The organism is Psychroserpens sp. (genome assembly GCF_036960315.1).
Lineage (GTDB): Bacteria > Bacteroidota > Bacteroidia > Flavobacteriales > Flavobacteriaceae > Psychroserpens.
Genome location: NZ_JBALVR010000002.1, coordinates 141,115 through 163,829, shown reverse-complemented (window position 1 = coordinate 163,829; position 22,715 = coordinate 141,115). Strand labels below are relative to the sequence as shown.

The window sequence follows — 22,715 nt, the reverse complement described above, 5'->3', positions numbered from 1 at the left end:
TAGTGGTTTTTTTATGCAATGCCTCTTGAAATTGCTCTACAAATTGTAAATTCGCAACTATGGAATTTTCTTCAAAATTACTTGAAAATGCAGTTAGCGAAATGTCGCAATTACCTGGAGTTGGTAAGCGTACGGCATTACGTTTGGTGTTGCATTTATTGCGTCAGCCTAAGGAGCAAACACTCGATTTTGCGAACGCATTAAGTACAATGCGTACAGAGATAAAATTCTGTAAGAGTTGTCATAATATAAGTGATACAGATGTTTGTGAAATTTGTTCAAACTCTAATCGTGTTGAGAATATCGTATGTGTTGTTGAAGATATAAGAGATGTTATGGCTATAGAAAATACAAGTTCTTTTAAAGGCTTGTATCATGTTTTAGGTGGAAAAATATCACCTATGGATGGTATTGGTCCAAATGAGCTAAATATCCAATCGTTGGTGGAGAAAGTGAAACTGGGGACGATTAAGGAGCTTATTTTTGCTCTAGGTTCTACGATGGAAGGTGATACAACTAACTTTTATATTTACAAGCAGATTCAAGGTTATGATGTAAAAACATCAACTATTGCTAGGGGGATTTCCGTAGGAAACGAGCTCGAATATACCGATGAGGTCACACTTGGTCGAAGTATCATTAACAGAATTCCGTTTGAAACATCTTTAAAATCATAATTTTTAGTTGAAGCTATCCGTTATCATATTAAATTATAATGTCTGCCATTTTTTAGAGCTTTGTCTCAAAAGTGTTGAAGCTGCTTTAATTCATATTGATGCTGAAATCATCGTCATTGATAATTGGTCTAAAGATGACAGCTGTGAGATGGTAAAGCGCCTGTTTCCGATGGTGAAACTTATTGAGAATACTGAAAATTTCGGATTTTCAAAAGGTAATAACATTGGAGTAGCTCAAGCAAAAGGCAAGTACGTCTGCATTTTAAATCCAGATACGGTTATAGCCGAAGATACGTTTGAGACCTTGCTGAAGTTTTCCGAAGACAACGATAACCTTGGTATTGTAAGTTGCCGATTGGTGGATGGTCAAGGACGATTTCTTCCAGAAAGCAAACGAAATATTCCAACACCAACAATCGCAATTAAAAAGATGTTAGGCTTTGTAAAGTCTTATTATGTCTCTACACTAGGCGAAAAAGAAACTGGTCACGTTCCCGTGTTTGTAGGTGCATTTATGTTACTTAAAAAATCAATATACAATGAAGTCAATGGATTTGATGAAGATTACTTTATGTATGGTGAAGATATCGATTTGTCTTATAAAGTAAGTCAAGCGGGTTATAATAATATGTACTATGGCGCTAAAACTATGATTCATTACAAAGGCGAAAGTACTTTAAAAGATAAAACTTACGCCAAACGATTTTATGGAGCGATGCAGATTTTTTACAATAAGCATTTTAAATCCAATATTGTTTTTGATGCGTTAGTATGGTTCGGAATAAAGATTGTGCCCTTACTTAAAAACCCTTCAGGTATTGATAAGACAAATGTTAATCACTATGTGCTCCTCTCTTCGGAAATGAATAAGCCTCTAGAAGTAGCACTAAAACATGATTTGAAGTTGCAATTGGGTGTTAGAAACTATGCCGATGATACCGAGTATATTTTAGATAATAATCATCTCAATTTTAAGTCAATCATCGAAATCCTGTCCAGTTCACCTAAAAATTGTACAGCGACATTCAAAATTCTACCAAAAAACTCTAACTTTATCATCGGAAGTAACAGCTCCAAAAGTAGAGGAGAGGTGATTGCTTTTGATTTTAATTAATTGAAATAATCTCAACAAATTTGCTGATTTTTTATTAATTTTGCAACCGAAAAACAAATTATAGACCCTAGATTACAGATATGGCAAAATTTGAACTAAAACTTCCTAAAATGGGAGAGAGTGTTGCTGAGGCAACAATAACATCTTGGTTAAAAGAAGTTGGTGATACTATCGAAGCAGATGAAGCAGTTTTAGAAATTGCGACAGACAAGGTCGATAGCGAAGTACCGAGTGAAGTTGATGGTGTTTTAATTGAAAAACTATTTGATGTCGATGATGTAGTTCAAGTAGGTCAGACTATTGCTGTTATTGAAATAGCTGGTGAAGATAGTGGCTCAACAGAAGCAACAGAAGTAGTGTCTGCAAAAGATACTACTCCAGAGCCTGTTGCGGTTGCTGAAGTTGCTAAAACAATAACACTTGCTCAAGAAACTGCAGCTCCAATCGTGAGTTCTGGTGATCGTTTCTATTCGCCATTAGTTAGAAATATTGCAAAACAAGAAGGTATTTCTCAGGTTGAATTAGATGCTATTGCTGGTTCTGGTAAAGAAGGACGTGTCACTAAAAATGACATCCTTTCTTACATAGATATGAGAAGCTCACAACCAACTCCTGTAAAAGTAGAAACTCAAGAGGCACCAAAAACGGTTCCAACTCCAGCTAAGTCTGTAGATAAAAAACCTGAATCGACACCAGTAGTTGCAAGTGGTGATGATGAGATTATTGAAATGACAAGAATGGGGAAACTCATTGCGCATCATATGGTTGAGTCTGTACAAACGGCTGCGCATGTGCAAAGTTTTATTGAAGCTGATGTTACTAAAATATGGAACTGGAGAAAGAAGGTGAAAGACGAGTTCTTTAAACGCGAAGGTGAGAATCTAACCTTTACACCAATCTTTATGGAAGCTGTAGCCAAAGCGCTACGTGATTTTCCAATGATGAATATATCGCTTCAGGGAGATACCATCGTTAAGAAAAAACGTATCAATTTAGGTATGGCAGCTGCTTTAGGAAATGGCAATTTAATTGTACCAGTAATTAAAGATGCAGACCAGCTTAATTTGGTTGGTATGACCAAGAAAGTAAATGACTTAGCAAGTCGCGCAAGGGATAATCAATTAAAGCCTGACGATGTTCAAGGAGGAACATACACAGTGACTAATGTTGGTACCTTCGGAAGTATTATGGGAACTCCAATTATCAATCAGCCACAAGTTGGTATTTTAGCTCTTGGAGCTATTAGAAAAGTGCCTGCTGTTGTAGAAACTGCTGAAGGTGATTTTATTGGTATACGTTACAGAATGTTCTTATCGCACTCCTACGACCATCGTGTTGTCAATGGTGCATTAGGCGGACAATTTGTAAAAGCGGTAAAGGACTATTTAGAAGCTTGGGATTCTAATCGCGAGATTTAATTTTATTATTCCAGCGAAAGCAGGGATCTAATTATATAAAAAAGCACAATCTTAGGATTGTGCTTTTTCTGTTTTTATGTTTTCGTGGATTTTTGTTAGGGTGTAAGTCTTATAAAAACTTATTCAAAAATCACATCATCTATATAGATGTCTTGTGATGCTCGATTAGCACTAGAAAAAATAACTAAACCTGAGCGAATACAACTTAGGTCTAAGTTTTTTGTTTTGATAGTGTATTTTTTCCATTTTGTACTCAATTTGATTTCAATTGATTTTTTTGCAGTATCAGGAAATGGTTTGTCCTTATCAATTAACCCAAATCCAATAGTAGCGCTCACCTCTTTTTTGCTTGCCTTTGCCCAGAAACTAAATTTTTCAGCTCCAGTAATATCATAACCACCAAGAATTTCTCCCCAATCATTTGCGGGGTCAACAAAACCAACACCATACCAATCATGGTCATAGTTGTAGCTAATTTTTATTGACGTTTCTCCAGAATGTACATACTCAGTATTCTTTAGGTCTATAGATATATATTTATAATTCCCCATATATCCAGATGGTGCATATGGCAAGTCATTTCCGTCCTTGTAAACATAAAAAGGTAATTTGGCTTTTGGTACGAGATATTTTTTAAGTTTTGCTTTTTCATCTAAAACCATAATTGAAGTTGACGCTATGCCAACGTTATTGAAAGTGTCGCTAACATTTACATACACTTTTATGGCGCCATCTTCTTTTGGAAGAAGAACTTCAAAACCATCCGTCATATTACCCCTAAAATCAAGTTTGTTAACCTGATCTCTTCGTTTTCTACTACCAGTTCTTTGATTGTAATAAAAACCGAAGTCTAAGCTATCATTTTCAGCATCAAACACTTCTAAAGTTACAGGAATCCAAGTTTGACTTTTTACTTTAGAATCAGGTAATTGAAACGTTTTTATTTCAGGAATACTATTAACGGGTTTATTTCCAGTATAAGCCTCTCTAATCGCCCAATATTGCGGACGGTACATCCCTCTATGATGTGTTAGTAGCCAAGGTGAAATGAAATTATTGCCATTTGAATAATGAAAGACATAAACCCCTAAGCAATTGGTTTTGTTTTTAATCCAATCATGGTATCCTTTTGCTATAGCATCATATTTTTCTTGATCAGATGGTTCAATTTTAATTCCATTTTTTTCGGCTTTGATATCCCATTCTCCTGTAACACCGAATTCAGTAATTATATAGGGTTTATCAATGCCTTTTTTTTCTAATTCGCCAGCTAAATAATTTGCACCAGGACCATAACTATTCAATCCATAAATGTCAATAGATGGTACAAATTTTCCCCACCAATCTAGTCCGAATGTCCAGGCTTCTACTGAAGTTATAGGATGATTGGAGTCCGTTTTTTTGATGTCTTGACAAATGCGTTCTAATAGTTTTGAATACGCTTCTTTTTCGGCATCAGTTGTCATATTTAAGTAGACTTCATTTCCAATTCCCCAAGTCAGTACTGCTGGATGATTTTTGTAGGTTTCAACAGTTTTAATCGCATTACGATACATGTCTTCCATGCCTTCTTTGTCTTTTATATAGTCAAAGCTATCATCATCTTCCATTCCAGGGCGTCCATGACGCATCCAAATTCCAAGCATAACTTTTATACCATATGAATCGGCAACATCTAGAAGTTTAATCGTATTCTCATTAGTGGCCCAAAGCCTAATCGTATTGACACCTAGGAAATTTAGATTTTCAAAATATGTCTCGTAATTTTCTACATCTTTGTCATAGCCAAAAGTCACGCCTTTAACTTCAAATGGTTTTCCATCGACGTTTAAATTCCATTTTCCATCATTTTTATGGATAGTTGTTTGAGCATTAATGCAGAAACAAAAGAAGTAAATAGAAAGAACTATATAGTTTTGTTTGAAGTTCATTCGAGATTATATATTAACAGATTATAAGTGTTAAGGTAAGTTCGTCAATTTGTAACATAAATCAAAATATAATTAGTTTAAGTCTACAAATAACTCAACCACCATTTGTCTCGATTATTTGCTTTATACACCATATACTTTTTACAGAGCGGATAAAGCAATGCAACAGTAACAATCCAAACAGCATAGGTAACCCACAAATCAAAGCCTTTATCGGCTAGAAATTCACTGGCATCTCGATGAGGTGTATCTATTAATTCTTTCCAGTCTTCACCTAAAATACTTAGTCCTATGAATCCAAATAAATGAATCACATACAAGTGTAGGATGTAGTAAAAAAAGGGCACACGACCGATGACCACTAAAAAATTTGTAAACCAATTCTTTACAGATTCAATAGCATATAGAAATAACATGGCAGGACCAAGTGTCATTAATGCATACATCAATGATGGTGGATATTTAGTGGTGTTTAGAAAATCCATAAGTGTATATGTCATATTCTTTTGTTCGCTCCAAGGTGTCAGATTTCCGTAGATATTGATAAATCTTATCACTATAAATAGAGCTATAGCTCCCAGTCCAAAATAAAGCAACGCCTTTTTACGAATTTTCACATCAAAACCTTTCTTATAAAAATGACCAAAACAATAGCCTAAAATCATAATACCTAACCAAGGTAAAAACGGATAAGCGATAAGCAAGATGCTTTCTCCATTGTTAAATTCTGGAAAGCCTTGTTGATGCGTAAAATACCATAGCAGCGATAGTGGGTCATTGCCTTGCATGGTAATACCATCTAAAAGATTATGACCAAACAGGATTAGGAACCCTAGGACTAATAATACTTTTTTATGTAGATAAACTAATGCCGACATAAATAGCATACAAATACCGATGGCCCAAATCACCTGAAAGATGTGAAGGCCTAAACCAATATCAAAGGTCCATGCAAAATTAACCACTGTTAATTCTATAAAGACGAGCCACAATCCGCGGGTAAATAAAAATTTTGCCAAGTCTTTTTTTGATGCTTTTTTAGAACCATATAAAAAGGCTGAGGTTCCAGCTAAAAACACGAAAACGGGTGCGCAAAAATGGGTGATCCATCGTGTGAAAAATAGTACTGGTGTCGTCGTATCCATATTGGTTGGATCGGTGTAAAAATAACCGAAATTGGTATAATCTCTTACATGATCTAATGCCATGATAACCATAACGAGGCCTCTTAAAATGTCGATAGATTCGATGCGGTTGGATTTGACTTTCATAAAGGAATATGGATTGATTGTTTGTTAATCAGCAAATTGTAATTTAAATCAACGTAAGTTCGTTTATTTTTTTCAAAATGCAAAACCTAGATTTAAATAACAAAAAAAGCACAACTCTAAAATTGTGCTTTTTTTGTTAGTCATTATTTAAAATTGAATTATTTCTTTTTTAATACCACTTTCCAAATTTTGTTAGAAGCTCTAGAATACGTTTTTCCATAAGTTCCAGGATTAGATCTAAAAGCTTCAATACCACCATAGATATGCCCAATAGTTGTGTCTGAGTTATCAAAAGAAGTCATGTCTAATAACTCTGTTTTAGTACCATCTGATGCCAAAACAGGATTAAGGTTTTCATTTATAAATAAAATGGCTTCAGCTCCGTAAAATGGAGGCTTGTTGTTGGCGCTTTGATTAAATAAATAATCTGATTTTATTAAGTGATGCGAACTTCTTAGGGGAAATTCGGAAATATTGGTCTCAATACGAACTGCTGTATTTGTAAATCCTGATAAATTACCATCTTTTGCAAATTTTCCATCACCTATACCTCCAATTAAAAAAGTATATGAGATATCCGATGTTGAATCGTAGACTACAAAGTTAGGGCATGAATACACATTGTAATTGTTTTGATTATACTCAGTATCAATAGTAAATAATTTCCCTTCTTTATTAGCAAAACTAGGATGAACATAAACAGCATCATTCCATGCTTGTAAATTTGAATCTGATCCAGGCATGAACACACCAGTATAAAAAGCGAGTCCTTGATTAATGTCATTGTTTACTGGGCTTTTATAAATTGTAGGGACTATTGGTCCATCTCTTCTTCTAAATGTAGAAAGATCATCAGCTATTGGTAAGGTAGGATCAACAACATCTGAAATAGGTGTTTGTAGTTTGATTGTTAATTGATGAAGTGAGTCTTTTATCGTAAAAGGATAAACGGCATCTACATATTTTTGTCCTTTTGCAAAGTTGTGACCACCTGCTAAATAAAATGTCGGTGTATTCTCTGAGCCCATAACTTGTAATTCTCCGCCAGTGCTTATGAGTAAACTATCTCTTCCAAAAGACAGGAATTTTTCAGCATCAACTTTTTCAAATTCTCTTTTTACTAGATGAATAAGAGACTTCACATGAATTTTAGCGACTTGATTATAGGTTTCATAACCATTTTTCGGAGCCTTAAAATCTATTGGGCCATAGCCTCCTATGACGTAGAGGTATTCGCCATTTTGTTTGACTAAAGCGTTTGAGTTTTGAAAGACCGATTCAAAGCCTTTATATGCAGCATAATTTTCTGGAAAATCTTGTTGTAACATCAGTTTAAATGTTGATAAAGGCAATTCATGTCTCTTGTCATTTTTTGCATTGTACACAAATATTCTATCATTATATGATGGTGGTGTAAAAGAGGTGTTTGCATAATTAGCAGTTAAATTATGTAAGCCTCCATTTAAAGAATCTTTGGAGTTAGTCCTACCTGCAAAGAGTAACCAGTTATCACCATCTACACCATGTGCAAATGATTGTAAAGAAGGTGCGTTTTTTAAGTCGACTTCCTCGACAGAAAGTGTATATTCAAAATGAGATTCTTTAAGATCGTTGTGTTCTGTTTTGTCTTGCTTGGGTTGACATGATATAACTAATGTTGCTGCTAAAAGTATGTACAACATTTTTGATGCATAAATGTTCATGATTGTGGTTGATTTTAGTGTTAAAAAGTTTGAGACTAATATAAATCAACTACTAGAGCTAGAGCTACGTAAAAATACCTGTTTTTAAAGAGTGACATTTCAGAAACTATTAATCGTGTTTTTAGTACTTCGCAAGGCTTTTTTGTTTATTCTCATTATCTTTGTCTCAAAATTGATTACATGCAACTCAATCTCACAAAACCCATCTGTTTTTTCGATTTAGAAACGACAGGAATTAATATCACTAATGACCGAATAGTTGAAATTTCCATCTTGAAAGTCCATCCTAACGGAAAAGAGGAAATCTACACCCAACGTGTTAATCCAACAATTCCTATTCCGCCAGAAGTGACTTTAGTTCATGGGATTTCAGATGTTGATATTGCCGATAAGCCAACCTTCAACGAGATTTCTAAAGAGGTTTATAGCATGATTAAGGATTGTGATTTGGGTGGTTTTAATTCTAATCGATTTGATATTCCACTCCTTGCCGAAGAAATGTTACGAGCTGAGGTCGATTTCGACATGAAAGGCACACAATCTATCGACGTACAAACTATTTTTCATAAAATGGAACAGCGAACGTTGGGTGCTGCATATAAATTTTATTGTGATAAAAGTTTAGATAACGCGCACAGTGCAGAAGCAGATACCATAGCTACTTATGAAGTGTTGAAAGCACAATTAGATCGATATGATGATTTAGAAAATGATGCTAAATTTTTAGCTGAATTCAGTTCCCGTAAGAAGTTTGCTGATTTTGCTGGCTTTATAGCGTTCAATAAAGATGATAAAGAATGCTTCTCTTTTGGAAAGCATAAAGGAAAGTTGGTTACCGAAGTTTTAGAAAAAGAGCCAGGTTATTTTGGCTGGTTGCTTAATGCCGATTTCCCATTGTACACTAAAAAAGTTCTTACAGCGATTAAGTTAAGAGCCTTCAATAATAAATTGTTTTAATAGAACAGAGAACAGAAAGACAAGATTAAAGATAATAAGAGTATTAAATTATCGTCTTTATTCTACAAGTGAAGCGCTCCATGTTCTATAATCTTTATATATGAAACTCATTTGCATAGGTCGTAATTATACCGAACATATCAAAGAACTCAAAAATGAGAGACCTACAGATCCTGTGGTTTTTTTAAAGCCTGATACATCTATTTTACTGAGGAAGCAACCGTTTTTTATTCCAGATTTTTCCGAGGATGTACATCATGAGGTCGAAATTTTAGTAAAAATCAATAAAGTTGGAAAACATATTGCGAAGAAGTTTGCTCATAATTATTACGATCAAATAGGATTAGGTATCGATTTTACAGCACGTGATGTACAAGCCAAACTTAAAGCTAAAGGTTTACCTTGGGAGAAAGCTAAAGCCTTTGATGGCTCAGCTGTGATTGGCGAGTGGTTACCTAAAAGTGATTTTGAAGATGTGAATCGTATAAATTTTAGTTTACACAAAAATGACCTCAGCGTTCAAAACGGAAATACAAGTCTAATGCTCTGGAAAATTGATGAAATTATAGAATATGTCTCAAAATATTTTACTTTAAAGATTGGAGATATTATATTTACCGGAACGCCATCTGGAGTTGGCAAAGTTATTGCAAACGATAAATTAAAAGGATATATCGAAGACAAACAATTGTTTTCAATTACAGTAAAATAAGAATGGAACAACATTACAAATTATCAAGAGTTAAAGATTTAGCAGACAACGACATGGATTTTATCCAGGCGATAGCAGAAGCATTTATAGAAGAAGTGCCTGAAGATGCAGAACGACTCAAAAAAGCAGTAGCTGAATCAGATTACTACAATACGTATCAGGCTGCTCATAAAATGAAACCAACAATAGATTTATTCGAACTTGGCGTACTACAAGACCTAATTGTAGTTCAAGATTGGGGAAAATTTGAAAGAGCAGGTGAAGACTGTTCTCGTGAATTAGAATTGGTGTTAACAGCCGTAGAACGAGCTTCTGCTGAACTCAAGGAAGATTTTAATCTCTAATGCAAGCAGAAATTATTACCATAGGTGATGAGATTCTCATTGGGCAAATTGTTGACTCAAATTCAGCATTTATAGCTAAGAAACTTAATAAGATAGGCGTTTCGGTGTATCAAATTACATCTGTGCAAGATGATCGAACTCATCTTTTAAAGGCGTTTGCTGAAGCCGAAGCTAATGCAGATATCGTCATTATAACTGGAGGTTTAGGGCCAACAAAAGACGATATCACTAAAAAAACAATTACCGAATATTTTGATGATACCTTATTAGAAGATGTTTCCGTGAGGAAAAACATCGAACATCTCTGGGAAGTATATGTCAAAAAACCGGTAACGCAAGTTAATTTAGATCAAGCATTGGTGCCTTCAAAAGCTGAAGTGTTGATGAATCGATATGGAAGTGCTCCAGGTATGTGGTTAGAAAAAAACAATACGGTTTTTATAGCATTACCGGGCGTACCTTACGAAATGAAAGCTTTGATTGCAGATGAGGTGATTCCGAAGTTAAGAAGCCAATTTCAATTTCCATACATTCAGCATAAAACCTTTTTAACCTACGGTTTGGGTGAAAGTACATTGGCTGAACGTATTGAAACTTTCGAAAACGAATTGCCAGAATTTATCAAATTAGCTTATTTACCAAGTTTGGGTCGTGTACGTTTACGTTTATCAGCAAAAGGAAGTGATAAGGTAGTTGTTGAAGCTGAAATGGAAAAGCAAACGCAATTGTTGTTGCCACAAATTCAAGATATTTTTGTCGGTTTTGAAGATGATTTATCTATAGAAGCAGTTATTGGAAAGTATTTAACTGAAATAGGTAAAACAGTTGCTACTGCCGAAAGTTGTACTGGCGGATTAATTGCCGAGCGCTTTACAGCAAATGCTGGCGCATCAAAATATTTTAAAGGAGGCGTCGTAAGCTATACTAAAGAGGCAAAAGTTAATGTGCTTCACGTTTCCGAAGCTATTATAGACACGCATTCTGTAGTAAGTGGAGAAGTTGCCGAAGCTATGGCAAAAAACGCACGCACGTTATTGAATACTGACTATGCGATAGCAACCACTGGAAATGCTGGACCTACGAAAGATGATACTGCAGAAGATTTAGGAATTGTATATATCGCAATAGCTACAAAAGACGCCGTTTATTCAGAGAAGTATAGTTTTGGAAATCATCGTGTAAAAGTAATCAACAAAGCCGCAAATAAAGCCTTTGAAATGATGCAAAAAGAAATTTTAAAAAAGTAGCGCTTTTAGTTTGTACGTAATATAAAGTTTTACTAAATTTGCACCCTGTTTTAAAAGAACATAATTTAAAGTTAGAAAGAAATGTCAAGAGTTTGTGAACTTACAGGAAAGAAAGCGATGGTTGGAAACAACGTATCTCACGCGATGAATAGAACGAAGCGTAAATTTAACGTTAACTTAATCAAAAAGCGTTTCTACATTCCTGAAGAAGATAAGTGGGTAACGTTAAAAGTATCAACTTCAGCATTAAAGACTATCAATAAAATTGGTATTTCTGCTGTAATAAAAGAAGCTAAATCCAAAGGATTTTTAAAATAATAGCATAACGCGTTAAAGACACGTACAATGGCAAAAAGAGGAAATAGAATACAGGTAATATTAGAATGTACAGAGCATAAAGAGTCTGGTCAACCAGGAACTTCTCGTTACATTACTACAAAAAATAAAAAGAATTCGCCAGATAGAATGGAGATTAAGAAATTTAATCCAGTCTTAAAGCGTATGACACTTCACAAAGAGATTAAATAATAATTCGAGATTTTCGCAAGAAAAACTCAAATAACACATACATAGAGTCATGGCAAAGAAATCAGTAGCATCATTACAAACCGGATCTAAAAGACTTACTAAAGCAATCAAAATGGTGAAATCACCAAAGACTGGAGCTTACATGTTTGTTGAGTCAGTAATGGCACCAGAGTTTGTCAGTGATTTTTTAAACAAGAAATAAATTAGATTCTTTATATCTAGTTACAGACTGCTTTCAAATATGAAAGCAGTTTTTTTATGTCTATATTTGAACGGTTATCTGCCAAAATAGCAGTAAAAATTTTCGGCTCGACATTTGACTAGAACTTATAAATAAGTATTACGAATGAGTTTTTTTAAAAAAATATTTTCTTCAGAAAAAAAGGAAACCCTTGACAAAGGGTTAGAGAAATCGAAGTCATCGTTTTTCTCAAAACTTAATAAAGCCGTAGCAGGTAAATCTAAAGTAGATGATGACGTTTTAGATAACCTTGAAGAGATTTTAGTAAGTAGTGATGTTGGTGTCAATACGACTTTAAAAGTGATTGAACGCATCGAAGAACGTGTATCAAAGGATAAGTATTTAGGGACTTCAGAGTTAAACCAAATCTTACGAGATGAAATCGCCGGACTCTTATCTAAAACCAATTCTGGTGAAGATACTGATTTTGTGATTCCAGAATTACCAAGACATGAGAATGGGTCAAAAACACCTTATGTCTTAATGGTCGTTGGAGTTAATGGCGTTGGGAAAACAACAACCATTGGTAAGTTGGCCTATCAGTTTAAGAAAAAAGGATTTAAAGTGGTTCTTGGCGCTGCAGATACTTTTAGAGCTGCCGCTATTGAGCAGCTTCAAGTTTGGGCAGATCGTGTAGATGTGCCAATGATTCGTCAAGACATGGGAAGTGATCCTGCGAGCGTCGCTTTTGATGCCTTACAGTCTGGAGTTAATCAAGAGGCAGATGTGATTATTATTGATACGGCTGGACGTTTACACAATAAAGTCAACTTAATGAATGAGTTGACCAAAGTAAAACGTGTCATGCAAAAAGTTATTGGAGATGCACCTCATGATGTCTTATTGGTTTTGGATGGTTCTACAGGTCAAAACGCATTTGAGCAAGCAAAACAGTTTACAGCCGCTACAGAGGTAACTTCACTAGCAGTTACAAAATTGGACGGAACTGCAAAAGGAGGCGTTGTGATTGGGATTAGTGATCAGTTTCAAATTCCAGTGAAATATATTGGCGTAGGTGAAGGTATAGAAGATTTACAAGTCTTTAATAAGTATGAGTTTGTAGATAGCTTTTTTAAATAGTAAAACCCTACTCAAATTCTCCCATACCAATTGGCCTGACAATAACCATCATTTTAGATGTTCTTCATTTTGTTGGTCACAATTATTACAAGGCTTGAAAAATTATATCGAAAAGGGAACTGTTATTCCTTTTGAAAAACGCAATTGATTTTTCCGTATTTTTATTAAAAATACAAATCATGCGATATCTCCTTTTGCTAAGTCTCTTTTTATTGACCTATAACTGCAAACCTTCCGACGAGAAGAAAACAAACTCAAAAGATTTTGAAATACCGAAAGCAGTTGAAGACACAAAAGATAAAGATGATTTAAGTGACATCTCCACAAAAGATTTTAGAGAGTTCAAAGTCCTAGATTCTAAAAACCTAACCAAAACCGAAATTTGGAAAACTATTAACCCTGAAATGGAAGACTTTAAAGATGCTGATTATAGTCGTTTAAAGCCTTTGATTTTAGATCAAGATATTCCAACACTTCAGCAGCAGATTACAGATGGTAAATTTAATTATCAAGAATTAGTCAAATTCTATTTATATCGTATTAGAGAGTTTGATCGTGAGAATTCATTATCATTAAATTCTGTTATAGCTATTAATCCTAATATAATAAAACAAGCGTATGCTTTAGATGAACTTATTGATTACGATTCAATTCATCCAATTTATGGGATGCCAATCCTTCTAAAAGATAATATTAACGCTTCTGGAATGCCAACAACAGCAGGCGCTGTAGCTTTAAAGAATAACACAACTAAAGATGCTTTTATTGTTACACAATTGAAATCTAAAGGGGCACTAATTTTAGGAAAAGCCAACTTGAGTGAATGGGCTTACTTTTTCTGTGGTGAATGCCCAAGTGGGTATTCTGCCATTGGTGGTCAAACGCTTAACCCATATGGTCGTAGAATTATAGATACTGGTGGTTCTAGTTCTGGAAGTGGCGTAGCAGTAACCGCTAATTTTTGTGCTGCAGCCATAGGGAGCGAAACCTCAGGGTCTATATTATCACCTGCGAGTCAAAATTCTACTGTTGGCTTAAAACCAACCATCGGTTTGGTAAGTCGGAGTGGTATTGTTCCTATTTCTTCAACATTAGATACTGCAGGTCCAATCACTAAAAATGTGATAGATAATGCCATCTTGTTGGATGCGCTTTTTGGTGAAGATCTTTCAGATTCAAAATCGATTTATAGCCTTTGGGAGAGTCCGTTCTATTATAAAGATTTAAATAACGCTACTCTGAACGGTAAACGTTTTGGAGCGTTTAAAAACTTATTGGAAGATCCGCTTTATGCGAATGCAATAGCGGTTCTCAAACAACAAGGCGCAGAGATAGTAGAAATAGAACCAGCAGATATTAAACTCCCTGGATTTTTAAGATTATTGAATTTAGATATGAAAGTAGATTTAGTCAACTATTTGAAAGACTACGGAAATCCATATTTAGAATATAAATCCATTGAAGACATCATGGCTTTTAATCGAACTGATAGTTTGAATAGCATGCCTTACGGACAAAAATTGTTTTATGGCGTTTCTGAAGATTTAAGTTCGGCTTTAGAATTTGACGCGCTCAAAGGTGTTTTAAAAACTAACGGTAAACGGTTTTTTGATGACCCCATGACAGCTCAAAATTTAGATGGAATTCTTTCAGTAAATAACTATCATGCAGGTTTTGCTGCAGTAGCCGAATATCCAGCATTAACAGTCCCAATGGGATATACTGAAGAAGGCGTTCCGAAAGGCTTAACATTTATCAGCTCAAGATTACGTGAAAAACAAATTTTAGAATGGGCTTATGTCTATGAGCAAGCGTCTAAAATGCGAGTTGCGCCCAAAAATTACAATTAGATAGATATTAGATGTATCTTTGCAGCCTGAAATTTGAAGCATGAGAACGAAATCACTTAAGAAGAATAGAATCAACGTCATCACACTTGGCTGTAGCAAAAATGTGTATGATAGCGAAATATTGATGGGACAATTAAAAGCCAACGGAAAGGATGTTGTTCATGAAGAAGATGGTAATGTCGTTGTGATAAACACCTGCGGTTTTATTAATAATGCCAAGGAGGAAAGTGTCAATACTATTTTGGATTTTATGCAAAAGAAGGAAGCAGGAGAGGTTGATAAAGTCTTTGTAACAGGCTGCTTGAGTGAACGTTATAAGCCAGATTTAGAAAAGGAAATTCCTAATGTGGATCAATATTTCGGGACAACAGAATTACCCCAATTATTAAAAGCACTAGGTGCAGATTATAAGCACGAACTCATAGGTGAGCGTTTAACAACAACACCAAAAAACTACGCTTATTTAAAGATTGCAGAAGGTTGTGATCGACCTTGTAGTTTTTGTGCAATCCCTTTAATGCGTGGAAAACATAAGAGTACTCCAATTGAAGAAATCGTTATTGAAGCTGAAAAATTAGCAGTAAATGGTGTTAAGGAACTTATATTGATTGCTCAGGATTTAACGTATTACGGATTAGATATATACAAAAAACGAAACCTTGCTGAATTACTAGAACACTTGGTAAAGGTAGAAGGTATTGAATGGATTCGTTTGCATTATGCATTTCCAACAGGTTTCCCGATGGATGTGTTAGATGTGATGAATCGCGAGCCTAAGGTTTGTAATTATATAGATATTCCGTTGCAGCATATTTCAGATTCAATTCTGAAAAGTATGCGCCGTGGGACTACCAAAGAGAAAACGACCAAGTTGCTCAAAGCGTTTAGAGCGAAAGTCCCAGAAATGACTATTAGAACCACACTTATAGTTGGTTATCCTGGTGAAACTGAAGAAGATTTTGAAACTCTTAGAGATTGGGTTAAAGAGATGCGTTTTGAACGTTTAGGATGTTTTACGTATTCTCATGAAGAAAATACACATGCTTACAATCTTGAAGATGATGTGCCTGAAGATGTGAAAATCGACAGAGCTAATCAGATTATGGAAATCCAATCACAGATTTCTTTTGAATTGAACCAAGCAAAAATCGGACAAGAATTTAAGGTCGTTATCGATCGAAAAGAAGGCAATTACTTTGTTGGTCGTACCGAATACGATTCTCCAGATGTAGACAATGAGGTCTTGATTGATGCCACAAACACTTATTTAAAAACAGGAGAGTTTGCTAAAGTTAAAGTGATTGAAGCAGAGGACTTTGATTTATATGCTGAACCTATTAGCTAAATAATCTTTGTTTGATGATTAACAGCCATTTGCTGGCCCAAATGTAAATACGAATTCATAATCTATTTTTTCGCCTTTAGAATTTTCTGCAGCGGTCCATTCACCTGGAATATTTTTGACAAGTTCAATTAACTTTTTATCAATAGAAGAATATCCCGTTGTCATGGCGTCATGTGTAACTTTTGAAACAGTTCCTTCTTTTGTTACAATAAAAGATATTTTAATAGCTCCAAGATTATCCCCTTTTATAATAGTCATGCTTTCTTTGCTGTTATCCTTAAGGTAGTTAATAAGTGCTTCATTACCGTCAATATAAACTGCTTGCTTATCTGGAACAACGGTAATATGAGGGCCGAAAAAACGCTCATCCAATTTACCAGTCTCCTTATTTTTTTCTTTGAATTCGGTTCTAATCGTAAAATGACTGAAGTAATCTGTCGATCTTAAGATTTTTAGTTGAGCATCAGTGAGTTGGTCACTTTCTCCATATTCTTGTATTTCACTTTGTTGATTATCTTTTATAATGATAATCCCTACTGAATTGATGTGTGCTATTTGTTGAGCTTCACCATCATTAAGAAAATCATAAATTGTGGTGGCATTATGGATATCTGTTTTTTTTATAGCAGCGAATCGTGTGTCTACTCCATAGTATAAGTCTGGAATTTTATTGTTAGTGGTAGGTTCTAGGTTTGAGTTAACAAGAGCAAGATCACTATTGTTTGAGGAGTTTGCTTCATTCGATTTAACAGTATGGTTACAACTTAAGAAACTGAATATTAATACGCTTGTAATAGCTAGTTTTGTTCCGAAAATAATAATGTTCTTTTTCATGTCAGATTTATTTTGAGATTAATGTCTATCAAATGTATGGTTGATAGATGGTTACATCGCCAGATTAAATGTAAAAAAAGTGTAAATTTTATGTGAAATCCTATTCAGCTCTGTCATAAGCCTCTTTCATCCAACCAATCAATTCTTGATCAATTTCAGTTTCCGAAGTGATTTGAACGCGATGCGTGCACATGCTTCCAAAAGGGCCAGAATTGCCTAGACGATCTGTTGTTGGTTTATCGGGAAGTTTGAGTCCGAGATCAATACGCGTTTTAGTCGCTGGTTTTATAAGAACAAATTGTCGCTTTCTAATCACACTAACACTTGTTTTTTTAGGTGTAATAGTGATGTCGTTTCCAAAAGGTTTTATGACTGAAAGTAGCTTTTTATAAATTGGGAATAAGGCTTCTTTTCCTTTGTATTGAGTCGTTACCAAATCATCATCAGAATTGTTTTCATCTTTAGATAAGGTGACTATGGTGTTTGCAAAACCATGAGTTACGTTGTGTTCTTTTTTAAGAAAGTTGACACCTTCAGAATGTTTAGCAAAGGATTTGTTTTTCAATATGGTTTTCCATTCGTCTAATGATTTACCTGTTTTCTCAGGCATATTGTTAATCATTGTTTGTAAAGCTTTGTCCATAGTTTAGCGATTTACTAGAAGTTTATGCTTTTAAAGATAAAACAAGTTATTCACTTTTTCAGAAACACCAGATAAAAATGATTATGGAATAAACGCCACACTTTGTAACTAAATTGTTTGTAGTAAATACGCTTTTAGATCCGCATAGTTTTTAATCTGCAATGCCACTTTTTCTTTATCTATAACTGCTTTGATTTGATCGGGTAAATCAACTTTAGTATCTATGACATCTTCAACGATATCCAAGAATTTTGTTGGATGAGCAGTTTCTAAAAAGACACAATGCGTGTTTTTATGCGTTTTGAGATAGTCTTTACATCCTAAATATCCAACTGCTCCATGTGGATCAGCAACATAATTATAACGCTCGTAAATTTCTAATAAGGCCTCTTTCGTTTCCTCGTCCGTGTAGGAGTAGGACGATAAATTTTCCTTTAAACGCTCAAAGTCATTTTTATAAATCTCTTGTATACGAACAAAATTACTTGGGTTTCCTACATCCATAGCATTGCTTATGGTTTGTACAGAAGGCTTCGGATTGTAGTTTTCGGATTCTAAATATTGAGTAACTACATTATTAACGTTGTTTGCCGCAATAAAATGCTTGACAGGTAATCCTAATTGTTGTGCCATCATTCCGGCACAGATATTTCCGAAGTTTCCACTAGGAATCGAAAATACAATTTCGTCATGTTCTTTATGCAACTGCTTATACGCAAACATAAAATAAAAGAGCTGAGGTAACCATCTGGCCACATTAATAGAATTTGCTGAAGTGAGTTGCATTTTGCTCGTAATTGATTCATCTAAAAATGCTTTTTTCACCATATCTTGACAGTCGTCAAACACACCATCAACTTCTAGTGCTGTAATATTTTGACCAAGTGTAGTGAGTTGTTTTTCTTGAATATCACTCACCTTTCCTGACGGATAAAGGATCACAACATTAACACCTTTTACTCCTAGAAATCCATTCGCAACAGCACCTCCAGTATCGCCAGAAGTGGCTACTAAAACGGTGACATCATTGGTGTTATCTTGATTGAAATAAGCCAAGCATCTTGCCATAAATCGTGCGCCAACATCCTTAAATGCCATGGTTGGTCCATGAAATAACTCGAGTGTCGAAATATTAGCATTAAGCTTAACAATAGGAAAATCAAACGACAAGGTTTCTTCAACGATTGTTTTTAAGATGGATTCAGGAATTTCCGGACTCACAAACTGCTTGATGGCTTCAAATGCAATTTCAGTATAAGATTTGCTGTCAATATCTTTAAAAAAAGAAGCTGGTAATGCCGTAATTTCTTTCGGAAAATATAAACCTCTATCAGGAGCTAGTCCTTTGATGACGGCATTTGAAAAGGTAGTGTCTGGTGCTTTTCTGTTTAAGCTGTAATAATTCATCTAGAGTATTTTTATCCCTTGTGTGTTTATTTCTGAAATGTAAACTTCAAATGGTATTCCCGTTTTAGAATATACATTTTTAATGGCTTGAGCGACTTGGTTTGCACGTTCTTTTCCGTGACATAAATTGAAAATAGAAGGTCCAGATCCTGAAATCCCACAACCTATAGCACCACTTTCTAAAGCACTTTGTCGTACAGCATTAAAATGTGGAATCAATTGACTGCGATAAGGTTCAACCACAACATCAGTCAGTGATTTGCTTAATAATTCATAATCACTTGTATGTAAAGCATGAACCAAACTCCCAACATTCGACCATTGTGTAATCGCACTTTTTAAAGGAATTTCTTTTGGTAAAATAGCGCGTGCTTCGGCAGTTTTTATTTCAATTTGCGGATGAATAATAACCGCATATATATCCTTTGGTGTTGGTAGTTGTAAAATCTCTAGAGGTGTTACTGATTTTACTAATGTAAATCCGCCAAAAACAGCTGGTGCAATATTATCTGCATGTTCACATTGGCTCGCAAGTGCTTCCCCTTTCATAGCAAAGTTTGTGAGTTCTGTTTTATTATAGGGTTTTCCTAAGAGTTCATTCATAGCAAAAACACTTCCTACAGCACTTGCAGAACTACTTCCAATACCACTTCCTGGCTTTATGTTTTTGTAGATTTCAATCTCGAACCCAAAATCTGGCTTTGCGTCATTTAGCATTGCTAAAGCAGAAACCCCAGCGACATTATTTTCGGCTTCAAAAGGTAAATCATAGCCTTCAATTTTAGTGATATAAATTCCTTTTTTATCGGTTTTTCTAATCACCATTTCATCTCCTATGCTATCTAAGCAAAATCCGAGAACATCGAATCCGCAAGACACATTTGCAACTGTTGCAGGTGAGAATATTTTGAGTTCTTTCATTAGTTGTTTCCTATTCTAATTATATCTGCAAAAAGTCCAGAAGCTGTAACATCGGCACCAGCACCAGCACCTTTTACAATAAGTGGTTGCTCTGGATAACGTTCGGTATGGAACATTACTATATTATCTTTGCCTTCTAAATTATAAAAAGGATGTCCTTCACGTACTTCTTTTAAACCAACTTTAGCTTTGCCTTTTTTAAATTCTGCCACGTATTTGAGTTGACAATTATTCTTTTTGGCCGAAGCATATAGCTTTTGGAAATGATCTTCATTAGCTTCTATAGTATCGTAAAAATCATCCACAGAGTTGCTTTCTAAATTGGCTTTTGTTAAAAAAGTGTTGTTTTCAATATCATCAATTTCCATTGCGATACCATTTTCTCTGACCAAAATCAGCATCTTTCTTGCGACATCAATACCACTTAAATCTATTCTTGGGTCTGGTTCTGTATAGCCTTCAAATTGAGCGCGCTTTACAGTATCATGAAAATTATTTTTATCACTAAAATTATTAAATATAAAGTTTAAACTACCAGATAAAACAGCTTCAATGCTTGTTACTTTATCACCAGATGCAACCAAGTTATTCAATGTATTGATGATTGGTAATCCAGCACCAACATTGGTTTCGAATAAAAAGGGAGTATTATATTTTAGCGAAAGTCTTTTCAAGTTTTTGTAATTATCATAAGAACTAGCGCATGCAATTTTATTACACGCTACAACAGCGATGCTTTGTCTTAAATAATCTTCATAGAGGTTTGCTACAGCTTCACTTGCAGTAATATCAATAAAGATGCTGTTTCTTAAATTAAGTTCAATAATCTTGTCAAAAAAGCCACGCAAACTCGATTTTTCAGCGTAATGAAATTGTGCTGCCCAATTATCTAAATCTATGCCATCTTCATTAAAAATCATAGTTCGAGAATTAGACAGGCCCACGACTTTTAGATTGATTTTCAGTTGCTCTTTAAGATATTTTTGTTGTTGTTTAATTTGTTCTACAAGTCGTTCTCCAACATTTCCAATACCAGTTATAAATACATTGAGTTGCTTATTTTTATCTTCAAAGAAGCGCTCATGAAGTGTGTTTAAAGCTTTCTTTATATCCTTTTCGGCGATTACTGCTGATATATTTCTTTCTGAAGCACCTTGTGCTATAGCCCGTATGTTGATATTGTTCTTTCCTAAGGTTTTGAACATTCTACCACTAATCCCTTGGTGGCTCTTCATTTTGTCACCTACAAGCGCAATAATTGACAGTCCAGTTTCAACGATAATTGGGTCGATTTTATGTAATGAGATTTCATTCTCAAAAGTGATGTCAATAGCTCTTTGAGCAGTCTCAGAATCTTTGATATCAATACCAAAACAAATAGAATGTTCTGAAGATGCTTGAGTAATAAAAATCACATTTATTTTTTCATGCGCGAGCGTCTCAAATAACCGTTTTGAAAATCCAGGAATGCCAACCATGCCACTTCCTTGTAGTGTTAACAAAGCAATGTTATTAATGTTTGTAATCCCTTTTACTGGATTGGAATTTTCTTTCAATTCATGAGAAATAATCGTGCCAGGCGCTTCTGGTTTCATGGTGTTTTTTATATGAATCGGAATATTTAAATTCAATACAGGCTGCACCGTCGGAGGATATAAAACTTTAGCCCCAAAATGTGATAATTCCATTGCTTCTTGATACGATATGCTTTCTATAGGGAAGGCTTGTTTAACCAGTTTTGGATTGGTGGTAAACATTCCGCTAACGTCTGTCCAGATCTCAAGTCGGTTTACATTTAATGCGGCAGCTACAATAGCTGCGGTAAAATCTGAACCACCTCGACCTAAGGTTGTAATCTCTCCAGTTTCTGATTTGGAGATAAACCCTGGAAGGATTGTTATGCGGTGTTTTACTTCGGAAAAATAGCTTGTTATATTATGGTTAGTTTGCTCGTAAATGACTTCAGCTTTTGTGAAATTTGAATTGGTAACAACTAAATCTTGACTGTTTTTTCTAACGCAATCTAATTCTCTTTTTATCATCGTTTCAGCAATGATAAATGAAGATAATAGTTCACCAAAACTGACTAATTTATCTGATGTCTTTGGAGATAATTCGTTAATTAAAAAGATGCCATCTAGAAGGCTTTTAAGTTGCTTTAATTTTAAATTGAGATGATCTAAAACTGCCGTGTTTTCTGTCGGAATTAATTCTGATAAAATGGCGTTATGAATTTGAGTAATTGTATCAAATTCTGATACATATTTTTTATCTTTATTTTGCGCTAATTCTCCTGCGTTTAATAGTTTGTCGGTAATACCGCCAACTGCAGAAACTACGCAAATAACACCATCGGTCTTTGAGTAATTTTCAAGAATAGCGATGACTTTATTTATGTTTTTTGCTGAACCTACTGAAGTTCCTCCAAATTTTAAGACGTTCATTTATAGTGATTTAAAATAATTCGGTTGTTTTTGTGTATCCTTAAATAG

The 22,715-nt window shown here is 34.7% G+C and carries 21 protein-coding genes; 13 read left to right on the top strand and 8 right to left on the bottom strand.

Annotation, left to right across the window (positions count from 1 at the left end; translation table 11 throughout):
• Window positions 1-59: 59 nt before the first annotated feature.
• The 3 genes from recR (at window position 60) to V7719_RS04370 (ending at window position 3,209) form a co-directional block, all read left to right on the top strand.
• Window positions 60-677: a recombination mediator RecR gene (recR, locus tag V7719_RS04380; RefSeq protein ID WP_335728653.1), complete on the top strand. Its 618-nt coding sequence runs from the start codon at window positions 60-62 to the stop codon at window positions 675-677.
• Between the two features lie 7 nt (window positions 678-684).
• Entirely contained in the window at window positions 685-1,791 is a 1,107-nt protein-coding gene (locus V7719_RS04375; protein WP_335728652.1) for a glycosyltransferase family 2 protein, read from the top strand.
• Between the two features lie 80 nt (window positions 1,792-1,871).
• A complete protein-coding gene (locus V7719_RS04370; RefSeq protein WP_335728651.1) occupies window positions 1,872-3,209 on the top strand; it encodes a dihydrolipoamide acetyltransferase family protein in 1,338 nt (445 codons plus the stop codon).
• A 119-nt stretch (window positions 3,210-3,328) separates the two neighbouring features.
• On the opposite strand, the gene V7719_RS04365 is transcribed toward V7719_RS04370, so the two are convergent.
• From V7719_RS04365 to V7719_RS04355, 3 genes are all read right to left on the bottom strand, one after another.
• Entirely contained in the window at window positions 3,329-5,140 is a 1,812-nt protein-coding gene (locus tag V7719_RS04365) for a glycoside hydrolase family 2 TIM barrel-domain containing protein (protein ID WP_335728650.1), read from the bottom strand.
• 83 nt (window positions 5,141-5,223) lie between these two features.
• Window positions 5,224-6,411, bottom strand: coding sequence for a DUF1624 domain-containing protein (locus V7719_RS04360; RefSeq protein WP_335728649.1), 1,188 nt, complete (start codon window positions 6,409-6,411; stop codon window positions 5,224-5,226).
• A gap of 158 nt (window positions 6,412-6,569) precedes the next feature.
• Window positions 6,570-8,114, bottom strand: a complete 1,545-nt coding sequence (locus V7719_RS04355; protein ID WP_335728648.1) for a hypothetical protein — start codon at window positions 8,112-8,114, stop codon at window positions 6,570-6,572.
• A gap of 180 nt (window positions 8,115-8,294) precedes the next feature.
• Between V7719_RS04355 and V7719_RS04350 the strand changes: the two genes are divergently transcribed.
• The 10 genes from V7719_RS04350 (at window position 8,295) to rimO (ending at window position 16,418) form a co-directional block, all read left to right on the top strand.
• Window positions 8,295-9,071 carry a 3'-5' exonuclease gene (locus V7719_RS04350; protein WP_335728647.1) on the top strand — a complete coding sequence of 259 codons (777 nt, stop codon included), beginning with the start codon at window positions 8,295-8,297 and terminating at the stop codon, window positions 9,069-9,071.
• A gap of 100 nt (window positions 9,072-9,171) precedes the next feature.
• Window positions 9,172-9,783: a fumarylacetoacetate hydrolase family protein gene (locus V7719_RS04345; protein WP_335728646.1), complete on the top strand. Its 612-nt coding sequence runs from the start codon at window positions 9,172-9,174 to the stop codon at window positions 9,781-9,783.
• 2 nt (window positions 9,784-9,785) lie between these two features.
• Entirely contained in the window at window positions 9,786-10,127 is a 342-nt protein-coding gene (locus V7719_RS04340; protein ID WP_335728645.1) for an Hpt domain-containing protein, read from the top strand.
• A complete protein-coding gene (locus tag V7719_RS04335; RefSeq protein ID WP_335728644.1) occupies window positions 10,127-11,374 on the top strand; it encodes a competence/damage-inducible protein A in 1,248 nt (415 codons plus the stop codon). Before V7719_RS04340 ends, V7719_RS04335 begins: the two co-directional genes overlap by 1 nt.
• Window positions 11,375-11,455: 81 nt before the next feature.
• Window positions 11,456-11,692 carry a 50S ribosomal protein L28 gene (gene rpmB / locus V7719_RS04330; protein ID WP_335728643.1) on the top strand — a complete coding sequence of 79 codons (237 nt, stop codon included), beginning with the start codon at window positions 11,456-11,458 and terminating at the stop codon, window positions 11,690-11,692.
• 27 nt (window positions 11,693-11,719) lie between these two features.
• Window positions 11,720-11,902 carry a 50S ribosomal protein L33 gene (gene rpmG / locus V7719_RS04325; protein WP_335728642.1) on the top strand — a complete coding sequence of 61 codons (183 nt, stop codon included), beginning with the start codon at window positions 11,720-11,722 and terminating at the stop codon, window positions 11,900-11,902.
• A 49-nt stretch (window positions 11,903-11,951) separates the two neighbouring features.
• Complete coding sequence (locus tag V7719_RS04320) at window positions 11,952-12,104, top strand: DUF4295 domain-containing protein (RefSeq protein ID WP_173588131.1); 153 nt, start codon at window positions 11,952-11,954, stop codon at window positions 12,102-12,104.
• 144 nt (window positions 12,105-12,248) lie between these two features.
• Window positions 12,249-13,223, top strand: a complete 975-nt coding sequence (ftsY, locus tag V7719_RS04315) for a signal recognition particle-docking protein FtsY (protein ID WP_335728641.1) — start codon at window positions 12,249-12,251, stop codon at window positions 13,221-13,223.
• Between the two features lie 179 nt (window positions 13,224-13,402).
• Window positions 13,403-15,073, top strand: coding sequence for an amidase family protein (locus V7719_RS04310; protein ID WP_335728640.1), 1,671 nt, complete (start codon window positions 13,403-13,405; stop codon window positions 15,071-15,073).
• 40 nt (window positions 15,074-15,113) lie between these two features.
• Window positions 15,114-16,418, top strand: a complete 1,305-nt coding sequence (rimO, locus tag V7719_RS04305) for a 30S ribosomal protein S12 methylthiotransferase RimO (RefSeq protein ID WP_335728639.1) — start codon at window positions 15,114-15,116, stop codon at window positions 16,416-16,418.
• Between the two features lie 18 nt (window positions 16,419-16,436).
• Here the strand turns inward: rimO and V7719_RS04300 are convergent, their stop codons facing one another.
• From V7719_RS04300 to thrA, 5 genes are all read right to left on the bottom strand, one after another.
• A complete protein-coding gene (locus V7719_RS04300) occupies window positions 16,437-17,252 on the bottom strand; it encodes a hypothetical protein (protein WP_335728638.1) in 816 nt (271 codons plus the stop codon).
• Between the two features lie 100 nt (window positions 17,253-17,352).
• Window positions 17,353-17,895, bottom strand: coding sequence for a DUF4287 domain-containing protein (locus tag V7719_RS04295; protein WP_335728637.1), 543 nt, complete (start codon window positions 17,893-17,895; stop codon window positions 17,353-17,355).
• Between the two features lie 108 nt (window positions 17,896-18,003).
• Complete coding sequence (gene thrC / locus V7719_RS04290) at window positions 18,004-19,302, bottom strand: threonine synthase (RefSeq protein ID WP_335728636.1); 1,299 nt, start codon at window positions 19,300-19,302, stop codon at window positions 18,004-18,006.
• Complete coding sequence (locus V7719_RS04285; RefSeq protein WP_335728635.1) at window positions 19,303-20,223, bottom strand: homoserine kinase; 921 nt, start codon at window positions 20,221-20,223, stop codon at window positions 19,303-19,305.
• Window positions 20,223-22,667 carry a bifunctional aspartate kinase/homoserine dehydrogenase I gene (thrA, locus tag V7719_RS04280; protein WP_335728634.1) on the bottom strand — a complete coding sequence of 815 codons (2,445 nt, stop codon included), beginning with the start codon at window positions 22,665-22,667 and terminating at the stop codon, window positions 20,223-20,225. The genes V7719_RS04285 and thrA overlap by 1 nt, the downstream gene beginning before the upstream one ends.
• Between the last annotated feature and the right edge of the window lie 48 nt (window positions 22,668-22,715).

Coding starts and splice junctions, on each gene's coding strand:
- recR (WP_335728653.1), top strand. CDS start 60: ATGGAATTTTCTTCAAAATTACTTGAAAATGCAGTTAGCGAAATGTCG.
- V7719_RS04370 (WP_335728651.1), top strand. CDS start 1,872: ATGGCAAAATTTGAACTAAAACTTCCTAAAATGGGAGAGAGTGTTGCT.
- V7719_RS04365 (WP_335728650.1), bottom strand. CDS start 5,140: ATGAACTTCAAACAAAACTATATAGTTCTTTCTATTTACTTCTTTTGT.
- V7719_RS04360 (WP_335728649.1), bottom strand. CDS start 6,411: ATGAAAGTCAAATCCAACCGCATCGAATCTATCGACATTTTAAGAGGC.
- V7719_RS04355 (WP_335728648.1), bottom strand. CDS start 8,114: ATGAACATTTATGCATCAAAAATGTTGTACATACTTTTAGCAGCAACA.
- V7719_RS04350 (WP_335728647.1), top strand. CDS start 8,295: ATGCAACTCAATCTCACAAAACCCATCTGTTTTTTCGATTTAGAAACG.
- V7719_RS04345 (WP_335728646.1), top strand. CDS start 9,172: ATGAAACTCATTTGCATAGGTCGTAATTATACCGAACATATCAAAGAA.
- V7719_RS04340 (WP_335728645.1), top strand. CDS start 9,786: ATGGAACAACATTACAAATTATCAAGAGTTAAAGATTTAGCAGACAAC.
- V7719_RS04335 (WP_335728644.1), top strand. CDS start 10,127: ATGCAAGCAGAAATTATTACCATAGGTGATGAGATTCTCATTGGGCAA.
- rpmB (WP_335728643.1), top strand. CDS start 11,456: ATGTCAAGAGTTTGTGAACTTACAGGAAAGAAAGCGATGGTTGGAAAC.
- rpmG (WP_335728642.1), top strand. CDS start 11,720: ATGGCAAAAAGAGGAAATAGAATACAGGTAATATTAGAATGTACAGAG.
- V7719_RS04320 (WP_173588131.1), top strand. CDS start 11,952: ATGGCAAAGAAATCAGTAGCATCATTACAAACCGGATCTAAAAGACTT.
- ftsY (WP_335728641.1), top strand. CDS start 12,249: ATGAGTTTTTTTAAAAAAATATTTTCTTCAGAAAAAAAGGAAACCCTT.
- V7719_RS04310 (WP_335728640.1), top strand. CDS start 13,403: ATGCGATATCTCCTTTTGCTAAGTCTCTTTTTATTGACCTATAACTGC.
- rimO (WP_335728639.1), top strand. CDS start 15,114: ATGAGAACGAAATCACTTAAGAAGAATAGAATCAACGTCATCACACTT.
- V7719_RS04300 (WP_335728638.1), bottom strand. CDS start 17,252: ATGAAAAAGAACATTATTATTTTCGGAACAAAACTAGCTATTACAAGC.
- V7719_RS04295 (WP_335728637.1), bottom strand. CDS start 17,895: ATGGACAAAGCTTTACAAACAATGATTAACAATATGCCTGAGAAAACA.
- thrC (WP_335728636.1), bottom strand. CDS start 19,302: ATGAATTATTACAGCTTAAACAGAAAAGCACCAGACACTACCTTTTCA.
- V7719_RS04285 (WP_335728635.1), bottom strand. CDS start 20,223: ATGAAAGAACTCAAAATATTCTCACCTGCAACAGTTGCAAATGTGTCT.
- thrA (WP_335728634.1), bottom strand. CDS start 22,667: ATGAACGTCTTAAAATTTGGAGGAACTTCAGTAGGTTCAGCAAAAAAC.